This is a genomic window from Blastopirellula marina, assembly GCF_002967765.1.
GTDB classification, from domain to species: Bacteria; Planctomycetota; Planctomycetia; order Pirellulales; family Pirellulaceae; genus Bremerella; species Bremerella marina_A.
The window spans coordinates 242,550-260,997 of sequence record NZ_PUHY01000012.1 but is presented as its reverse complement, the minus strand read 5'-3'; the positions used below and the strand labels follow the sequence as shown (position 1 = coordinate 260,997).

The window sequence follows — 18,448 nt, the reverse complement described above, 5'->3', positions numbered from 1 at the left end:
GTTCGAGGTTGAGAATCTGTCGCGAGATTTGCGCGGGAAAAATCTCACGAGTTTCAGAGGCTGGCCCTGCTTGGTTGATGGTGACGTTCCTTGCCACGGAAAATTACCCAGTTGCCAGGTGATTGGCGGACTGTTCTGGGCTACGCATGATTCGCAAATCGACGTCCGATAAGTTCATCGCGGCTGATTCGAGGTAAACGCCGAACAACCCTTCGGTGAAGGTCGGATCGGCGAGAGAAAGAATCACGCGGCCGTCGACCGATAGCTCGAGGTAATGCCCGAATGCAATCAAACTGAGCTCGGCTTTGCCCGGTGTGTTGCTGTGCCAGTTGCCACCTTGCAAGGTCCGGAACTGCATCATGTGTTCGCCCGTGCCAGGGGCGCCGGTATGCCAAGCACGAAGCTGAGCGACACCTTTCAACAAATCGAGCGACAAGTAGTAGCCATCCTGAGTTTCGGGATCGACGCGGAATACAATGCCACACTTTCCGAGGCCTTGCAGGTCGACCTTGGCACTGAACCAGGCCGATTCGATCGTTTCGTCGAAGACGAACGCTTGAAAGCCAGCGTCGCAGGAAAGTTCGAGCGAGCTCCCATCGATCGAACAGGTTTGATGGCCGAACTCTTTCTGCAAAATACGTACGCAACGTGTATCAACCGGTTCCGCCAAGAAACGCTCGAGGCCCTCGAATGTGGTGGCACGCAGCATGCCGTCATCGCCTCGTTTGAGTCGCTTCGGTGGCGGCATCAAGTTGTGTGACGTGCGATCGGCACTTCCCAGCGTGAAGAAGTTCCAGAGCAGCCACCCATGTTCATCCTGACAGATGCGGGCCGCGTAGTTTCCTTGAGCGAGCAGCACGTTGTCGTAATAACTTCGCCATGGCGTGCCGATCTTGTGGTTGTGCCAGTAGCGAATCTTGGCATCTTCGCGCAAGCTGCCGATCAGATAATATTCGTTCTCGATTTTCAGTAGATTGGGCACCTCGATATCGTCGTACAAACCAGGGTGATGCAGTGGTGGACGGGCCTCGAACTTGCCGGGCGCAACCTCTTCCATCACCCCCACGGCACCTCTGCGCACGATCGGCCCGTGCTTGGTACGCGCGGCCATGATCAGCCAGCCACGGCCCCCTTCACGGTAGTAATAAGGATCGCGAAAGCTAACCCATTGGCGACCTTCCTCGAGGTTCGATTCGTAGAACTCGGGATCGGCTTCGAGCGGGAAGTTGCTGTCGCTATCGTACATCGCATGTCGGCAACTGGTTGGTTGCTGCCGGGCAATCTCGCGCGCTTTCAGAACTAGCTCAGGATCGTTCGGTCCACGATCGTCGTGCCAGTTCACAGGAACTTTGTGCCAGTGAAACAAGTCATTACTGATCGCCAGGCCGATTCGCTGAATGTTGCCTTGCTCGCGTCGCGAGAGGCCAGTGTAAAACATCCGCCACTGGCCGGGCTGATGCGGGTTGGGAGAAACGGCCATCGTCCACAGCATCAAGTCATCCCACGACCCCGGATCGCCAATGAAAATCGCGTTGTTGACCCGCCGCCAATTGATGCCGTCAGTGCTGACCGCATGCGCGATGAAATCGTGATTGGGCAGCACCAGGTGAAACAAGTGGTACAGACCATCGTGGTACAAAACATCAACGTCGCCAATTGCCTTGCGGCTGCCTTCGGTTTCGGTATACACGGTCGTGTTGTTTTCTCTCAGCTGCAGAAACGAATTCGAGGCCAGCGGGACACGGAAAGCATCAGCGCTGCGTAGTGCATCATAGACCACGAGCGTTTTTGACCCAACCGCGGATCCAAACAGCGGGGGGCCACGTCCCCAGGGGGCAATACTCCGTAAGTGAATTTGCCGAGAAAACTGTCCCCAAATGACATCAACGAGTGTCGATGCGGATAGCCGCGAATGCGGAACCTGATGCCGACCGACGCAATGCTTGCGAATGTGATGACAAGAAGTCTTATTCGTCTTCTGCGTGATAAGCACGGCGCGTTGTCGACGAACTCTTTTCCGGTGTCGTCTTGGACAGTTTCGTGGTTTGCGGTGAGAAGTAAGCAGCTTGGTGGATTCACTTGAATTGCTCGCCTGGTCAGGTGCTCGAGGGGAAGACTCTGGTAAGCTGCCAGCCGCAAACGTGTCCTCAGCGAGATTCTCTGCAGAAGTCGCTAGTGGCGAGCGTTCGAGATGTGCTGTGTCGAGCTCGACGACGTTAATCGCCGGACTGATTCCTGCCGTCAGGTCGGTTCGTTTCTCGCTGGCAGCAGGCGGCAGCTTTCGTGGACGACGGCGTCTCGGCTCCGGCTTATTGCCAGCTGGGCGCCATGACCAAAGGTCCTTGTCCTCTGCCTCGCGTTGTTCCTGGTAACGCTGGTTCTCCTCCGCCTGTTGCTGCGATCTTGATTCCTTCTCGTGGACCTGCTTGATCACCTTCCGCAATCGATTGCCGAGCGATTTCCAGGAGTGTCGCCTCCGCTTGGTGGGACTGGCGACACTCAGTTGCAACTGGTCGAGAACTTCCTGTGGTGTGCGAGGCGGAATGGGTTGATCGTCGCCTGTTTGCTGTTGCTGCTGTTCCTTCAGAGAAGCGTCCATGGCTCGCAGTCTTCCCGCGACCGAGACCAACGTCTGATCGATGTGCGTAATCAGTTCGCGCATCGATCGTCGAATCTCATCGCCTGTGGGCGGCTTCGTCCGCTTCAGCGGGGGCAGAACGCCAGCACTATAGGCATCGAGTTCGGCGGCAAGTTGGACGTAGGTGTCAGACATGGAAAATGCAAAGCAGCAAAACCGTCGGGCGCGTCTCGACGCACCCAACGCAACAGAAGAGTGTCACGCCGCAGCAGGACATGGCGCGTCAAGACGCACCCTCTGGTGAATTGATTTGAGATGGCTTCGGTTATCCAGATATCGTGTAAACCTGGCAAGCGATTTTTTGGGGCTTGCCAGCGCAAGGTGTTGCCCAGGCGGGAGTAGAAATTTTCTGGCCGGTGGCCTGGTGACGTGCAGGTTGGCTGCCAGCCGATAGCCAGTTACGGAGGGGCCTGTTATGCTGAGGGGTGTAGCGATTCGACCTCGACCCTTTTGGATTCTCTGTACCATGACGCGCTTGGGCCTTCTGTTTGTGGCAATTGTTGCCGTTGGTTGCGGATCCCCTGCCCCACCGCCAGCCCCGCTCGTACCGGCCGATTCACCGGAAGTTGTTCAGGTGCAAGAGGTGGTGTCGGAGCAGATTGGCCTGAAACCGGAAGAGGTCGGGCCGGAGCTAACTTTTGCCGAACTGGGGGCGGACGGACTCGATTTCGTTTCCATCGTGAAGCAGGCAGAACAAGACCTGGGAGTTTCGATCTCGGTTGAGACCTTGGAAAAGGTAACCGGTGTCAGCGACCCGAAGGATATGCCGGCCACACTAACGGTGCGTCAGTTCGCGGAAGTGATGAAGACACTGAAAGAGTCTGGCACCGACGCCGACCCGGCTGCCGCAGAGAGCGAACCGGTCAAGCCGTAGCCACCGATCCGCTTAAGAGGCATTCTCTGTTTCACTCGGCTTCGATCTTGTCCGCAATGCGAGGCCGATCGGCAAGACCACAATAACGACGAGCCAAATCGCCGCATCCAATACGATGGCTGGTCCATTGATTCGCGTGAGGTCGCCGCCGATCCATTCGACGCCGACCCAGGGAAATCCAGCATAGCTAATGAAGCCCACTGGGAGCCCTGTGCGGATTGGCCAATTGGCAAAGATCGCGAGCGCGAGCAAGACGGCCAGCCAGATTGAATAGGGAAGTTTGGCGATTCGCATGGAAGGTTAGTCGTTGCCTGTTATCGCTAATGGGACGATCTACGTCGCCGTACGTTCCGGTTTCTTCTCACACTCGGGGGAAACGTCCGTAAAGGGACGCTCGAGCGTTTGTGCCAGATCGCGAGCTGATGCCAACAACGGATCGAGCTGGTAATCGTTGACGCGATCGAGGATGGGCCACTGCTTGTCGCGGGTAACGAGGGTGACGGTGGCCATTCGATATTCGTTGTTGTAGAACGGCGGTGGGCGAAGAAGGTACTCGACGCCAACAACATCGTTGAATTCGATACGTATCGTTCGGATTGGAATGAAACGGAGCAGGCGATCGCGAATAAATATGCGCCGCTGATTTGGATCGACCCTTGTGCGGCGGTTGTAAGTCGACGATAAGGCAACGCCCAGGCAAAGGAGGCCAAGCAATAGTAGCGCCCAATTGTCGGGACTGTCTCCTCGCGAGAAGAAAAGGTAGCCGAGTACTATCGTCGCCGCCGAGAAACCGATGAGTCCGAGGAACTGAGTTGACGTGGGGTAGCGATCGAAGGTTATTCGCGCGAGGGCATCTCGCTTCTTCGGTTGCGTGGTTGAAGCGATTCGTTGGACACGCAGTCCCAGTATCTTGCCGAGTCGCCAGGCCGAAAGTAAGCATGGTGCGAACTCGTCTTCTAAAGACCTCCGCATGATTGCCACGCGACGTTTGCCTAGCTGCAGATAGATGGTCAATTGGTGCGAATCATCATCCGACCAGTCTCGCGGTGAGCGATGTTCGTACTGGATGCCGGTGACGTCGACGAACGCCAGCCGGCGAATCCAAATCGGCACGACCAACAGAATCAGATCGTGGACAATGATCGTTCGGTTCGCTGGATCGACCGTCGTGCGGCGACCACAAGTCAACAGAAAGACAAACAGCCCAACGCAGGCCAGAAGTAACGGCATCGGACCGTCGGTTACCGAGAAAAGCTCGCCCTGGTCGTTGCGAGGTAGCCCGATGAGTAAGAGAAAGCAGAGTCCACCCAGTAGCAAAAGCAAGAGGCAACCCAGCGGCATCAGGCGCGATTCGTTGCTGCTAAGCTGATAGGTTTGCATGCTGGAATGCTCGTAAGAGACGTACGTGGTTTCGTCTCTTACGATAGCTGGCAAGCAAGCGGCGACCAAATGCTTTTCCCACATTCGCAGATGGGATGACCTTACCGGCGGATCGTGGTCGGCTGGGCGTTGTCGGCGATTCCTAATCGCTTGTGGTTGCGGGGCAGAATCCAGGCATTGTGACCGAAACTGCTGAGGTTGACTGAAGTGAGATCGACGTGCGGATCGATCAGCATCTGAGGCATCGTGTAGTTCATCATCACGTAGCTTTCGACGCGCACTTCGGCCTGGCGACCGGTTTGTTCTTTCCAGAGGTTACCAACACGCTGGGCGTACTGGTGAATCATCCAGGGACGAACGGCTGCTTTTTCCAACTGGTACGGTTCGATCTCGCGAAAGTGATTCCAAACCATGTGCAGCTGACGATCTTCGAAGGTTACAAAGTTCTGCGGAAGTTGGCGGAAATCGTCCGGACGCAGGCGTGAGAAGTCGGTCCACACGATGTACGGCTCGCCGGAAGATAACGCGAGCAAATCGGCTTCGACTTGGTCGGATGACTTCGAGTCAAGCTGTGGATCGGTGATCACCAGCAACCGAGCACCGGAAGGGGAAGCGCCTTGCAAGGCGAATGGTTCGATGCGGCGAATCACGGGGCGGACGACTTCTGCGAGAGGGGAATGGTACAGGCGATGCAGCGAGTTGACCAACTGCACACGACGTGGCTCGCGACCAGGAATTTCGGCGACGTTTGCTTCGTCTTGTTGTTGCAGATGCGAGAGTTGCTCGAAGAAATCCGCCTGGAATTCTGCCGATAATCGAAGTTCGCTCGAAAGCTTCTCGACGCGCTCGCGAATCATCGCGACCGCTTCCCGCAGCGAAATGGCTTCTTCCACGACTGGCTGGCGGGCGAACGTTTTCTCCCATTGCTGCTGGACGTTCTCTTTGCCAATCGTGATCGCTTCAGCGCGATCGGTGTGGAAGCTGCTCGGGTTGTAGATAATGCGTCGCCCGACGATGGGCTCTTGCGTGATGGTCAGGCCGGGGTGATGCGACCAGACAAACAAGTGGGAATCGATCGCGATATGAATCGCTTGCGGCGTTCCTTTCGGACAAGCTTTCCAGCGAATTGCCGGTTGGCCTTTCTCCGAGACTTGTTGGAGGTTGGGATCGATGATGCGGCACGTAAGGTGGCCAGCTGCTTTGGCACGTAGCATCATTCGCCAGGCGAAGTCTTGTCCTTCTTCAGTCCAGTTGGCGTCGCCGGGGATGAAGAAGTGACGTAACGGCCAGGTCGATTGCCATACGACAAACGCACACAATGCCACCGTCAGACCCATCGCTAGTTTCGGCTGCGATCTCGTCTGTGCTTTCGCGACGTCGTTGTCCTTCTTGCCGAGCGGCCAACGTGGTTGCCGGACCCATGCGACCAATTGCCGTGGCCAGTCGGGATCGAAGAAGATCAGCGTCGACGAGAGCGCCATCGCAGGGAAGATACCAATCGGGAAGATGAAGTGATTGTGGATGTGGAAGAAGGCGGTTGCTACGAGGCCGATCAGACGCGTCTTGGGCCACAGCAGCAGAAAGCCAATGCTCAAGTCATAAAACAGCCCGGCCCAGGCCAGGAACAGGCAAAGGTGGATCGGCTGTACGAACGCCGGCAAGCCGATCGTGCTGGCGATGAACTCGTGCAGAGTTGCCCCAGGGGTGTACAGCGGCTCGCCGGTCAGCCAATCGGCGTTCAGCTTGGCGATGCCCCCGTAAAAGTAAACGAGGAACAACTGAAACCGGAGCAGGACGATCGGCCAGAACGGGATCGTCGCCGGAGAGGATGCTTTTTCTTCGGCGGGCAACTTCCGCTGAGACCACCATCGATCGACCGACCAACGACGATTCGCAGGCATGAAAATCAACAGAAACGAGATTAGACAGATCAAATAGTAATGGTTGTTATAGAGCGAGGCTTCGAGCAGGAAGATGTAGGTGTATCCCAGGAACAGCGTCACGCATGCGACACGATAGAAAAGCCCAGCAGCAACCAACGCGGCAGCAATTCCCACCACAGCGAAGTGCACCGTCAGCCAAGGTTCGCTCCATGGTTGCACCCAGCTGAAGCCCGGGTAGGTGAAGTGGAGCGTCGGGCTGCCAAACACTCGCTCGATTTCGGTCATGCCGAACGGGCTTTTGAAGTACTTGAGCATGTGCCAGACCATGACCAGGCCGAAGCAGATGCGAAAGATGGCCAGCGACGAAGCATCAACCGGCGTTGCCAGTTTGCTTCGCAGGGTATCGAACAGACTCGAATCTGATTTTGCCGAGCGCGCTGCAGCTTTCATGGCAATCGTTGTCACACGTAAAGATTTCGTCGGGTCAGGCCATATTATGGGGTGACCGCTTCTAGCCGAACCGGTTGTGACGCGTCAAGAGAAGATAGATAAGCAAAACGCCTTCACACCTAATGATGTGAAGGCGTCTGTAAGTTTCAGGTTATTCAGGCGATTGCCAGGCGCGGGCTTAGTACTGGAAACCGGCACCGACGGTGAAGCCGACGAAGCCGAGGTCTTCGTTCAGGACATCGTCCACCGAAGCATCGTCCGAGTCATCGGTGTAAACCGCAGACGGATTCGGACTGCCCACGTTCGCCCAGTATTGGGCTTCCAGAGCCGACTTGAAGAAGAAGTGCTCGTTGCGGGAAGTCCACTTGATACCCATCTGCATTTCCAGCGAGCTGGCCAGCGAACCGGTGTTGCGAACGTCCATGATCTGGGGGTCGGCATCGGATGAAGCGCGGAATGCTTGTTGTCCGAACAAAACCGAGCCGCGCCCGTTGGCGAACACATCCCAGCCGCACCAAATATTCCGTTGGTATTCAGCGGCCAACGTCGGACCGTAGCCGCGGAAGTCCATGTCGCCAATTGCGATCCCCGAGTCGGTGTTGGCGAGATACGACTGATCGATCTCGGCGAAGCGGAAACCACCACTGACCAGAAAGTTCTTCGTGCCCAGCGTTTGCAGTTCCAGGTCGAATACTTGAGCGTCGATCGACTGGGTCATGACCGCGGTGTCGACATCAACCAGGCCGATGATCGTGCCGCCATCGTCGGTGGACGACCAAATGATGGCCCCTTCGTCTTGTACCAGGCCAACGTTGGAATCGACAGCGAAGGAAGTGCTTTGATCGAACTGCCAGTAACGGGCACGCCAGCCCAAACCGCCCGGCGAGTTCAAGTAACCGAGCTCGAAGCGGTTGCTGTATTTCATTTCCCAATCGAAGCCCAAGTGTTCGATCACAGGATCGTTCTGGGCGATGATGGCGGTGTTGTTCGATTGGAACGGTGTCACAAAGACTGCTTCGTACGAACCGTAATACTTCCCGCACGGCTGCGGAGCACATGCTTCGCAAGGAGCGGCTTGATACATGGTGGCCGTTTGGGCTTGCACTTGATGTTCCAGATTTTGCATCCGGACCAGCAGATCGTCGTACGACGTCAGCTTGACCTCTTCAGCATTGGCAACGCTTGCCGAAGCAAGGATTGCTAGCGGCAGGATTGCCTTCCAAATTCCGCGATCCATCGCGTGTTCCCCTAAATCAATTCCGTGGAGTTTTGGTTCGCATGGTGCATCGTGGCTGGCGCCGCCCCTGGTTGCTTTGTTGGAAGCAATCAACACTAGCAGTCGATGTCGTTACGTAATCAGCTCCATCGGCCAGTAACGAAACCGGAATTAATACTTTCAGCGCGAATTTGGTCCGATTTTCGCATTCCTCAATCGGACGTTTGTAAACTCGAACGATTCTCAAGGTTGGCCTGATTCCTGCCTCTTACAGGCCCCCCGCATACCAGCCAAAGTGATTCGATATGGCTCACCTGATTGCGGCATCTGCTAGCACGGTCGTCGTGGGTTCCGTCCAAAGTTTCGCGCCGCGGCAATTCGCCTGGGGAACGAGTTTTGACAACCTCCGAAGAATCGTGCTCGCTCACTGCCAGCGGAGAGATCGAGCAAGAGTTTTGCATACCGAATCGGGCCGAGATGTTCTCGATCGTTGAGCGGGGCGACCGATTCTGAAGACAACCAGGGTGACACGTCCCTGTTTTCATGGGAGGCCGAGTTTCTATGGGAGAAACCGTTATCAGCTAGTGCATCGATGGGGGTTAATTCGATCTTCATATTGGCCTGTTGTTTGCCATGTCCGTATAAGCTCGCCCAGTTATCATAACCGTTACGGTGTGATAATCTGGGGGGAAACGATTTTGCATTCGACCAACCATGGAGAAGACCGATGCAACAACTTTCGCCGGAAGGGCATCGGATCGCTTCTGATCTTGCCCAGCGACATGGCTTTAGCACCGATGCCGTTACGCACATGCTGTTTGCCGTTTTGAACGGGAATGGCTCGATGGCCCAATTCAATCACCCAGAATTCGCTGGCTCGGGCCAGTGGATGCAGGGAGGCATGATGATGTTGGGCGATATGTTCAACTACAACCTGAAAGGGCGTGTCGATGCCCTTTGCAACGACATCTCCAACCTTCTGGCCAATCAGCCAGGTTTGTTGCAATCGGGTAGCTTTCAATCGCAAAGCCAAAGTGGTGGCGGTCAGCAGCAGCAAGGGGGCGGCAGCTACCAGCAGCAAAGTGGCGGTGGCAACCAAAGCCAGGCCAACGGCGGGATGATGGGGCAGTCGAGTTTGTTTGTCCCCGACCCGCGCGCCCACTGGTGGCCCGCCGAATTGGGGCAGCCTAGTTCGACCGGTTCGCAGAACAATTTGCGTTATGCTTATTTCTCTGGCGCACGGCGGTTGGCCGTCGATTCTGGCGGCGATGTCTGGGTGTACGATACGCTCGATCATCAGATCGGCGGCTTCTCGCAGCAGCAAGGGATGGGCAGCTCGATTATCTTCACCAGCCAATACGGCACGGTCAGCTTAAGCTCGTTGCCGGTTGTCTCGCGGAATGGTCAAACGGTGGAACCGACACCACCCCCTGCCCCTTCGTTCACGGCACCGGCTTCCTCGTCACCCAGCAATGCTTCCAGCGGCAACTCGGTCAACGAGACCAATATCTTCGACGCGATCGCCCGCCTCGGCGAGCTGCGCGACAAGGGAATCTTGACCGACGATGAGTTCAGTGCCAAGAAGTCGGAATTGTTGGCCCGGCTGTAGGTCACATCGGGTTCCTGGCGGTATCGCGGAACGGCTGCGAAGCGAATGCGGGTAAGCATCGAAGATGAATCGCGCGATCGCGGAAATGACTCAGTTTCTTCAGGTCCGTAACGCTGGGCCGCTGCTGACTCCATGCGCCAACCAACTCGGTCACGATGCCCTGCGCGTTGCAATTGTCAAACTGCTGAACTGGCTGCAGGCTCGACACAAAACCAGCCCGGGCCACTCACTAAAATTGCCCCGAGGTACGGCCTGGGCCGCCAATCTCCAAACGCTGGTCATCTCGCTCGAACCACTTGACCAGCTATTTACCATCAACGGGCACGAACTGCACTTTTCGCCTGAGGTGAGCGAGGCGGAACGAGATGAGGTGCTGTCGTTTGTTGCCCAGGCGTATCGACCTCGATTGATGGAGTGAGGGAGATCGATCGATGCGCCGGCTGGCCGCCTTTCAATTGTGAAACGCGTGAAAAGCCTCTTGCGATGCTCTAGAATCTGGTAGCCCGCTGGTTTGCTACTCCTCGTACGATCGAGAGGTCTCTTCGATGCATTTCGCCCCACGAAATCGTTTGTTCTTGATTGCTTTTCTGTTTCTGATTGGTTTCACATAATCGATATTGGCCGAGGAACGGATATGGCAACGCCGCTGTATTACTGATGTCGAATCAGATTCATTAGGACATTAACCGTGGTGAAACTCATGAATCGATTGTTGCTAACCTTCTTTATCTCGTCAGCATTTTGCTTAGGCAAACCGCTGGCTGCCCAAGACCTTCATGTAGAGTTGACGCCGGCATCGCGAAAGATCGATCTGGCGACGCATGTCTACTTTCAATTCGAGATAAGCAATCCATCAGAGCAAGAGGTTTCGGTCTTGCCGCCGACCTTGAATTTTCGAAATTTCCGTTTGGAGTATTGGACGAAAGAGCAAGGGCTGTCCGTGCTGAAGTATGTCGATCGCGGGGCCGGTTTTGGTTTGCGTTCGGATAAGCAGCCGATCACCTTGAAGCCAGGGCAAACGGCGAGGTATTTCCTGGTGCGTTCGCTACGAGATTATCGCACCAACGCCCCCGAGTTTTGGGAAGCCATGGCCGGGGTTGGTGCCTTGCAGGTCAACGCGATTTATACCCCGCGCAGTTCACTGGACCTAAACCAGCAGCCGCGAATTCAATTTGTTGCTGAAACAGAATTGGTCGTTAGCAACTTGATACCGCGTGACTTCGAATTGCTCGAGAAACTGACTGGCACGAATGACCAGGAAGGGATCGGTCTTGGTTTCTTGGGAGCCCCAGGTCATAAGATCTCGGAGGAGAACCTAACCCAGTTCAAGGGGAAGTTCATGGAAGAAGACGTCGATGAGCTTGTTGAATTCTTGTTGCTGAAGCATGCGGTGACCCATTCACCGGAATCGACTCGAAACGTTGCTGAGCAATCGCTTGAACACTGGTATGACCGACAGCCGAGAATCGAAAGCGAAGCACTGCGGCACGGCTTAGGGATCAATGGAATGTCCGAGACCATCTTGATTGACCCTCCGGTACGTTGACGAACCGAATGAGTAGCAATGCTGAGAACTTGCCATGACCAGATTCATTCACAAAACGATAGTCGCCATTGCCTTCTCTCTCCTGCTGACGGCAATGGCGTGGGCACAGCCGATTGAATGCCAGTTGGAATAATATCGGGCACATCGCTCGTTTGTCGAACCGATTTACCTGCGACTCTCGATCAAGAACTTGAGCGATCAGAAACTCACGTTGCAGGGGCCAAGAGGAACCGGATGCGTGGGATGGGAATACTTTACGCAAGACCAAGGACTAGGAAATCTACTTTTTCGTGAAATAAGTCCCAGGGCTTACGGCTTTGGCGGGCCGGGTGACAATCGGTTCGATTTGGAGTCGATGCAACAGGTCGATTTCTATTTTCATCGTTCGTTTCCAGGACTGATGGAGGATAACGAGTACTATTGGCAACAGGTCAGCAAAGGGAGTCAACTTGCCATCAGGGCCAAGTACAATTTGTTTCTGAACTTAGAAACACCTAGAAACTTTCCGACAATTGTTGAGGCGAAGCTCTCTCTCGGAATCAACGGCGATGTCGAAAAGGATCACAGATTAATACAAACCTTAAGGCACGCTCGTGATGAGGGGGGCATTCGACTGTCGATTTTCGGATTCGGAGAATCGACCATCGCCCCCGAACGCCTGCGTGAGATGCGTGGTCAGTTTCAGGCGAAAGCATGCATCAAGGCAATTGATCTTTTGCTGCGGATTCAGGCCCTGCGCGATGCCCGCGGCAGCGAACAGGCAGAGGCGGAGAAAAACCTGTGGAGTTTCTTGGACGGTTTGGAAGACATCGAGCGGCAAACGATGACCCATTACTGCGTTATCTACGTTCCTGAGGGAATGACGAAGTTGGTCAAGCAGCTTAAAGCGGAAGTGCAGCGCGATCGTTTTCACCCGGTCGACTCGGTGCAGATCAAACCGAGGTAGATAGGAAAGATGCTCTAGTGATGAGACGTCACTTTGGCCGACTTCAACAAGATGTTTAGCGTGTTCGTCTGGAGATCGGCGTGCAAAAAATTTGTCATCGCGACACCAGCAGTTATTGAGCCGACTCAATGGCCGTCAGTTGAAACTCGGAGACCTCCTTGCCTCTTCTGTGTTTTCGATCCTCTTATGTTGTTCAGAAACCAGTGCTAACCCAACTTCATTTTGATCCTGCATGACTGAAGTGGTGTTCCAATAGATGTTGATCGAGCCATTGCTGGATGAGTTCATTCAAGAGGCAGGTTATGCAGCTGGCTTGAGGCCGATCGTGCTGAAATGGAAGCAGGTTTCTTAGGCGAAATCTTCCAGCAATCGCTGGATCGACGTTTATTGGAGAAAGACACCTGTCGAGCCGACTCGTACAAGATTCATGACGCAGCGGTTAATAGGGCAGCGAGGCTTGATTGACGAGAATTTGTAGACAGTCGAGACAAGCGTGATTATTCTATTTTGACCTCATATTCCAAATCGTATTCTACTTAATGTAAATGCCGAATCATGAATCTAGTCCGATTGGCCCGCGAGATAAGTCGATGTCCTCTCCGCTGGGTGCGGGGGCCAGTAGAACCAGGTCCCTTCGCATTGTTGATGACGGCGACGATCACGCCACAGGCAGGGCTAACAGGATTGAAGCGAACCGACCCAGTTGTTCGAAGGCAGGACTACACTAAAGCCCTGCGATTTTATCTCGAGGTTGAGACGGAACTCGTGGACCGGATCGTGTTTGTCGAGAACTCGAATTCGGACATAAGTGATCTAAGAGCGATTGCTCAAGAGTATCCGAATAAACAAGTCGAGATCGTCTCCTATTACGGCCTCGATTATCCTGCAAGTTATGGACGTGGATATGGGGAATACTTGCTTATGGAAACCGCGTTTGAGGAATCACGTATATTAAGAGACCTGCCTCCGGATGAAGTATTGTGGAAAGTCACCGGTAGATACATTCTTTCGAACTACAGTCGATTATGGCGAACAATTCCGAGTGGCGCAAAATTCTATATCGATGTCAAGCCTGGCCGAAAATATGCGGATACTCGGACATTTGCCGCCAGCAGAAGTAGTTTGGAGAAGTTCGTGTTTACGGCGCGCGAGTCAATGCGCACATCGGCAAGTGAAAGAGAGCTTTTCCGAGTTCTACAATCTCATTTTGACGATTTGGATTTCGTGGGGAAGCTCCGTGTCGTTCCCAGTTTCGATGCCGTTGCTGGAGGGAGCAACCAGAAATTTTATGTCGGAGCGGAGGGGTATTCGGATTTTGCTCGGAGAGCCCTTTCGTATGTCGCTCCACGTTTGTGGTTCTAAAGCTCCAATTTCCGATCAGGATGAACTTCATGAAATCTCCCCCAAAACGTGGCCCATAGTTGTGAAGGATCCGGAGCCATATTGGGGAAGGATTCTTCATAACGCTTGGTACGGAAAATTGGGGCATTTCAGAACGAGTGACAACCATGCGACCTGCATTAATGGTCTTTCATCCCAATGTACTGATGCTAGGACTGGCCTGGCTAACGATATTCGGTAGCGGCTGTTCGCAGGGCTGGAAGACGATGCAGGTCGAGTTGCCGACGGGAGATACTCCGGAGTCAACATTCGAGACACTGCAAGCCGCATCGGCCGAGCGCGACTGGCCGAAGTTTTACGGATGCCTTACCAACGAGGCACGCTACGACATGATCGAAACGCTTCTAAGGGATGGTTCGCACTTGAACTTCCGCGCGAAACATGACGACGAGTATATTCAGATCGATCCCGATCGCCGACGACCTCTTTCCGGTTGGGAGAAAGAACAGGCACTCGAAGTATCGGCTGTTTTCGACGAGTACCAACTTCCTGATCGGGGGAGAGTGTGGCCAGGGGATATTGATAACCTGGACGAGTTTATCCCAAAGATTTCCGACGCACTGCTATTATGGGAAGACAACAGCCTGATCGATCAGGAAAGCACGATGAGCGACTTACGCGTCGACGATGATTGGGCAATCGCTCAGGTGAACGACTTTCATGACCGGTACCATCGAGACGGCTGGGGAAAACTCCATTTCAAGAACGTTGACGGAAGGTGGTTGATCGATGCCAGCCCCTGGTGGACTCCTTGGGGACCTCCCACGCAGAAAGAGCTAATAAGACAGCGAGCCGAGTGAACTCAGTTCCACTTCCCCACGTATCCTATCTTCGCAGGGATGCTCTTCTGTGAAATCAACATTGTGGTACTCGGCCCACAGTTGCTAACATCCCGCGCCAGGCTTGTCGGATTATGGACGATCCAACTTGAGCCTGAATTTCAAATGTTCCATGCGGGTTGTCGCCATCATGAGTGTTTCCGTTGTTGTCCCCATTTACAACGAAATCGAGACCATTCCTTTGCTCTACAGCAGCTTGCACCAGGTGCTAGCAGGGATGGGGCGCGATTATGAGATCTTGTTTGTCGACGATGGCTCGACCGATGGTTCCTCCAGCAAGCTGAAAGAGATTGCCGCGACCGATCCCAAAGCGAAGGTAATCGAGTTTCGCCGCAACTACGGGCAAACGGCGGCCATGCATGCCGGGATTCAGCACGCTTCCAAGGAAGTGGTGATTACGCTGGACGGCGATATGCAGAACGAGCCAGACGACATTCCGATGATGCTGGGCAAGATCGACGAAGGGTACGATCTGGTACACGGCTGGCGGAAGAATCGGCAAGATGCGTGGGTCAATCGGAAGCTGCCGTCGAAGATTGCCAACTGGATTATCTCGAAGGTGACCAAGTTCCCCATTCACGACTTGGGTTGCACGTTGAAGGCGATTCGCCGCGAGATTGCTGTTGAACTGGAACTGTACGGCGAAATGCACCGCTTCATTCCCATTTTGGCGCATCAGCGCGGAGCGAAGTGCGTGGAAGTGGTCACGCGGCATCATGCTCGCCGCTTCGGCCAAACCAAGTATGGCATCGGTCGTACTACGCGAGTTGTGCTCGACCTGTTGACGGTCGCCTACATGCAGCAGTTCTTCACCAGCCCGATGAAGCTGTTCGGCCGGATGGGCTTTGCCTGTTTAGGAATCGCCGGCTTAAGTGTGCTGACGACGGTAGGCATGAAGCTGATCGGCAGTGTCGACATGACTGGGAACCCACTGCTGCTGTTGGCCGTGCTGAGCACGATCCTTGGCTCGCAGATGTTCGGCATGGGGCTGCTGGGCGAAGTGAACGCCCGAATCTATTACGCCTCGAACGGTAACGATTCGTACGCCGTCCGCAGCCTGACCAACTTTGAAGAAGATTCGCCGCAATCGATCAAGTGGCGAAAACAAGCAGCCTAACCTATTGCATTTCCACCAGATCAAAATAAAAGCCATGCCGGCATAAGAGTCGGCATGGCTTTTTTTACTCCCTCAGGAATAGGAGAAAGCGCGGTACGAAATTAGTCTGCTTTGACGATGCCTGGCGGTTTCCAGGTTCCTTTTCCGAGTGGCAGGATCGACGGTGGATCGGTCTTTGGCCAATACAAACGCATCGCCAGGTAGATCGGCCCGTCGGGTGCTGGCAGCCAGTTCGATTCTTTCTCTTTTCCGGGCGAGTCCTTTTGAATGTAGATGGTCAGCGAACCGTCGGTGTTCTTTTTTAAATCAGACAGCATCGGTGAATTGATCAGGTAGCGGTCGATTGGGTTGTTGATTAGTAGCTGCGTCTTGCCGTCGTACATGGTGACGGACCAAAACGCTTTCACCGGTGGAAACTGGCCAGCGGGGAAGGTGATGGTGTACTTGTTCTGACTACCGTCGAGGGGGCTGCCATCGACATCGCTACGAGTGATCGGGTAGACCGCTTCGACCGAATCGTTCGCATAGATCCCGGCCATGGCGATGGCGGCTCGTGCCATCCAATCGCCATGGTAGGCTTCGCGATCGTTAGTGATGTCGAGGATACTCCAGCCGTTGACCGTCGTACCGATGTGGCTGGTTTTCTGCTTGATTGCGGCGAGTCCTTTTTCGACACCTTGCTTGTGGGCCGCTTCCTGGGCGGTGGTCAGTTCGCAACAAGGGAACGACTTCCCCGCTTCGATGCCGATTTTGGCGAAGCGGGCTCGCATCGGGATTTCAATCTCGGCGGGGCCCACCGGCGGACAAACGGTCAGCAGGAACGCGAGATAGCCAAAGGGATCTTTGGCGGCCAGCTCTTTGTTGATCTTCGGCCACTTGATGGGAGGAGCAGGCTCTGGTGCTTTTTCGCCCAGATACGTCGATAGGGGAATCAGCTGATATCCTTTTTGAACCTGCTTCACGTTCTCGAGATCGGCAGGGTTGAACAACTGGGTGCGGATAATCGCGGTAGCAAAATCGGTTTCGCAGTAGAAGACCTGGTCGATGCCATCCGGCTTCACGCCTTTCCAGTTCGGTCCGGCGATCATGTATTTGCCGCCTCCATTACCGGTGGCGCGACTGCCGACGTAGCCAAAGTTGAATGTGTAGAAGTCGACCAGTTGAACCGAGAAATAGCGATCTTTCTCGATTTCTGGTACGGCAAACACAACGGGCTCGGCCCGCAGGTCGGCACAAAAGAACGAGTAAGGTGTATCGCTATTCGGCGTGACGACTGAGGTATCGGCGGGTGTATAAACGCGAGCGGTATTATAGACCTCGTTGAATGGACACTTGTACTGATCCGAGCTGGTATCGATGAAGTACTCGTACATCACGCCGTAGTTCATCACCATGGGAAAGCCGTACACGAACGCTTCTTCGGCAATCGCTGCATCGTCGGGCGATGCATCTTGCGCCATTACACTGGAAAGAGGAACGATCAAGCCAAGGGCCCACACCAGAGCCGTGAGACGGAACCTTTTCATCGCATTATCCCCCGATAAATGATGAGTAGACGAACGGTCGAGATGGCACTCCCTGCCTGCCCCTATTATGGTTTCACCCGTTGACCTCTGGCGAATGAATTCTGCCAGGTTCATCGAACATTCTTTCAACGAAGTCTCCTGGGACGCCGAGAGAGCGTTGTACGGTCATGCGGCCGTCGATCGAGCAGCTGTTTCGCGCCTTGAGCTTTCGGCTTGGACGTCTATCGATCAGCGGGCTAGCACGCAAGTGGCTTCCAGCAGAACGCCTGTTGTCATTTTCTTTCGCAGGTGGGCGAATTCGCATTAGTCATTTTCTGACACCACATTTGGTACTCCGACGTTCGTTCGACGCAAGGAACTTGTAAGTCGACTTCATCATTGTTGGCGCTTCATTTGCGTCATGAGAGATGCATTGACTTTGTTCTTTTCGTAACCAAGTCGCATCTGACATAAACGGAGTTCCCCCCATGACCAATCCATCCCCCTCGCAAATGAAGAAGAAGTCTCGTGCTAACCCGCAGAACGAGCGACCTTCGTCGGCGACCGCTCAGGAAGCCAAAGAAGCGGCCCAAGAGGTTCGCGCGGAAGTGAAAGAGCAGGCACGCGAAGCACGCGATCGCACGCTTGAGCGTGGTCGACAGTTCGCGGAAGAGCGGAAAGGTGTCGCCGCGGAAGAGCTTGGCGTATTTGGCTCGGCGATTCGTTCCGCAGCCGATTCGTTGGAATCGGACGGTGAAGAAGCCGTGGCTGGCTATGCCAACATGTGTGCCGAACAGTTGGAGAATACGTCGCGTTACCTTCGTGAACGAAAGCTGGGTGATCTGTATCACGACGCCAATAGCTTCGCCCGAAAGCACCCCGAGATCTTCCTGGGTGGAATGTTCTTGGCCGGTCTAGCCGCGGCGAGATTCCTTAAGGCTTCGTCGCCAGAACCAGAAACACGTTATCCCGATTCGCTCTCGCGCGACATGGATCCAGACCGTCCGTAAAGGCCGGTCGCGTTATCCCTGTGAACGTTCCCAA

At 54.6% G+C, this 18,448-nt stretch carries 15 protein-coding genes; 9 read left to right on the top strand and 6 right to left on the bottom strand.

Annotated features, from left to right (window positions below):
- Positions 1–103 precede the first annotated feature (103 nt).
- Positions 104–2,773, bottom strand: coding sequence for a hypothetical protein (locus tag C5Y83_RS29860; protein ID WP_233207266.1), 2,670 nt, complete (start codon positions 2,771–2,773; stop codon positions 104–106).
- 331 nt (positions 2,774–3,104) lie between these two features.
- Here C5Y83_RS29860 and C5Y83_RS17405 point away from each other — a divergent pair, with 331 nt between their 5' ends.
- Entirely contained in the window at positions 3,105–3,512 is a 408-nt protein-coding gene (locus tag C5Y83_RS17405; protein ID WP_158262394.1) for a phosphopantetheine-binding protein, read from the top strand.
- Between the two features lie 12 nt (positions 3,513–3,524).
- Here C5Y83_RS17405 and C5Y83_RS17400 read toward each other — a convergent pair whose 3' ends face one another.
- The 4 genes from C5Y83_RS17400 to C5Y83_RS17385 all read right to left on the bottom strand — a co-directional run bounded on the left by C5Y83_RS17400 (position 3,525) and on the right by C5Y83_RS17385 (position 8,462).
- Positions 3,525–3,806 carry a hypothetical protein gene (locus C5Y83_RS17400; protein ID WP_105331039.1) on the bottom strand — a complete coding sequence of 94 codons (282 nt, stop codon included), beginning with the start codon at positions 3,804–3,806 and terminating at the stop codon, positions 3,525–3,527.
- A gap of 39 nt (positions 3,807–3,845) precedes the next feature.
- Complete coding sequence (locus tag C5Y83_RS17395) at positions 3,846–4,976, bottom strand: hypothetical protein (RefSeq protein WP_105331038.1); 1,131 nt, start codon at positions 4,974–4,976, stop codon at positions 3,846–3,848.
- A gap of 17 nt (positions 4,977–4,993) precedes the next feature.
- Positions 4,994–7,225, bottom strand: a complete 2,232-nt coding sequence (locus C5Y83_RS17390) for an HTTM domain-containing protein (RefSeq protein ID WP_146117815.1) — start codon at positions 7,223–7,225, stop codon at positions 4,994–4,996.
- 178 nt (positions 7,226–7,403) lie between these two features.
- Positions 7,404–8,462 (bottom strand): Lpg1974 family pore-forming outer membrane protein, encoded by a 1,059-nt coding sequence (locus C5Y83_RS17385; RefSeq protein WP_105331036.1) that lies wholly within the window; start codon positions 8,460–8,462, stop codon positions 7,404–7,406.
- A gap of 706 nt (positions 8,463–9,168) precedes the next feature.
- Between C5Y83_RS17385 and C5Y83_RS17380 the strand changes: the two genes are divergently transcribed.
- The 7 genes from C5Y83_RS17380 (at position 9,169) to C5Y83_RS17350 (ending at position 15,899) form a co-directional block, all read left to right on the top strand.
- Positions 9,169–10,050 (top strand): SHOCT domain-containing protein, encoded by an 882-nt coding sequence (locus tag C5Y83_RS17380; RefSeq protein WP_105331035.1) that lies wholly within the window; start codon positions 9,169–9,171, stop codon positions 10,048–10,050.
- A gap of 64 nt (positions 10,051–10,114) precedes the next feature.
- Complete coding sequence (locus tag C5Y83_RS17375) at positions 10,115–10,468, top strand: hypothetical protein (RefSeq protein ID WP_105331034.1); 354 nt, start codon at positions 10,115–10,117, stop codon at positions 10,466–10,468.
- Between the two features lie 282 nt (positions 10,469–10,750).
- Complete coding sequence (locus C5Y83_RS17370; RefSeq protein ID WP_105331033.1) at positions 10,751–11,596, top strand: hypothetical protein; 846 nt, start codon at positions 10,751–10,753, stop codon at positions 11,594–11,596.
- A 238-nt stretch (positions 11,597–11,834) separates the two neighbouring features.
- Complete coding sequence (locus tag C5Y83_RS17365; protein ID WP_105331032.1) at positions 11,835–12,542, top strand: hypothetical protein; 708 nt, start codon at positions 11,835–11,837, stop codon at positions 12,540–12,542.
- 645 nt (positions 12,543–13,187) lie between these two features.
- Positions 13,188–13,904, top strand: coding sequence for a hypothetical protein (locus C5Y83_RS17360; RefSeq protein ID WP_105331031.1), 717 nt, complete (start codon positions 13,188–13,190; stop codon positions 13,902–13,904).
- A gap of 146 nt (positions 13,905–14,050) precedes the next feature.
- Positions 14,051–14,743, top strand: coding sequence for a hypothetical protein (locus C5Y83_RS17355; RefSeq protein WP_105331030.1), 693 nt, complete (start codon positions 14,051–14,053; stop codon positions 14,741–14,743).
- 169 nt (positions 14,744–14,912) lie between these two features.
- Positions 14,913–15,899, top strand: a complete 987-nt coding sequence (locus C5Y83_RS17350; protein ID WP_105331889.1) for a glycosyltransferase family 2 protein — start codon at positions 14,913–14,915, stop codon at positions 15,897–15,899.
- Positions 15,900–16,000: 101 nt separating this feature from the next.
- Here the strand turns inward: C5Y83_RS17350 and C5Y83_RS17345 are convergent, their stop codons facing one another.
- Entirely contained in the window at positions 16,001–17,425 is a 1,425-nt protein-coding gene (locus tag C5Y83_RS17345) for a DUF1254 domain-containing protein (RefSeq protein WP_105331029.1), read from the bottom strand.
- 467 nt (positions 17,426–17,892) lie between these two features.
- Between C5Y83_RS17345 and C5Y83_RS17335 the strand changes: the two genes are divergently transcribed.
- Positions 17,893–18,414: a hypothetical protein gene (locus tag C5Y83_RS17335; protein WP_105331027.1), complete on the top strand. Its 522-nt coding sequence runs from the start codon at positions 17,893–17,895 to the stop codon at positions 18,412–18,414.
- The last annotated feature ends 34 nt before the right edge of the window (positions 18,415–18,448 follow it).

Bases quoted from the DNA above. Each gene is read 5' to 3' on its own strand.
- C5Y83_RS29860 (WP_233207266.1), bottom strand. From the start codon at position 2,773: ATGTCTGACACCTACGTCCAACTTGCCGCCGAACTCGATGCCTATAGT.
- C5Y83_RS17405 (WP_158262394.1), top strand. From the start codon at position 3,105: ATGACGCGCTTGGGCCTTCTGTTTGTGGCAATTGTTGCCGTTGGTTGC.
- C5Y83_RS17400 (WP_105331039.1), bottom strand. From the start codon at position 3,806: ATGCGAATCGCCAAACTTCCCTATTCAATCTGGCTGGCCGTCTTGCTC.
- C5Y83_RS17395 (WP_105331038.1), bottom strand. From the start codon at position 4,976: ATGTGGGAAAAGCATTTGGTCGCCGCTTGCTTGCCAGCTATCGTAAGA.
- C5Y83_RS17390 (WP_146117815.1), bottom strand. From the start codon at position 7,225: ATGAAAGCTGCAGCGCGCTCGGCAAAATCAGATTCGAGTCTGTTCGAT.
- C5Y83_RS17385 (WP_105331036.1), bottom strand. From the start codon at position 8,462: ATGGATCGCGGAATTTGGAAGGCAATCCTGCCGCTAGCAATCCTTGCT.
- C5Y83_RS17380 (WP_105331035.1), top strand. From the start codon at position 9,169: ATGCAACAACTTTCGCCGGAAGGGCATCGGATCGCTTCTGATCTTGCC.
- C5Y83_RS17375 (WP_105331034.1), top strand. From the start codon at position 10,115: ATGAATCGCGCGATCGCGGAAATGACTCAGTTTCTTCAGGTCCGTAAC.
- C5Y83_RS17370 (WP_105331033.1), top strand. From the start codon at position 10,751: ATGAATCGATTGTTGCTAACCTTCTTTATCTCGTCAGCATTTTGCTTA.
- C5Y83_RS17360 (WP_105331031.1), top strand. From the start codon at position 13,188: ATGACGGCGACGATCACGCCACAGGCAGGGCTAACAGGATTGAAGCGA.
- C5Y83_RS17355 (WP_105331030.1), top strand. From the start codon at position 14,051: ATGCGACCTGCATTAATGGTCTTTCATCCCAATGTACTGATGCTAGGA.
- C5Y83_RS17350 (WP_105331889.1), top strand. From the start codon at position 14,913: ATGAGTGTTTCCGTTGTTGTCCCCATTTACAACGAAATCGAGACCATT.
- C5Y83_RS17345 (WP_105331029.1), bottom strand. From the start codon at position 17,425: ATGAAAAGGTTCCGTCTCACGGCTCTGGTGTGGGCCCTTGGCTTGATC.
- C5Y83_RS17335 (WP_105331027.1), top strand. From the start codon at position 17,893: ATGACCAATCCATCCCCCTCGCAAATGAAGAAGAAGTCTCGTGCTAAC.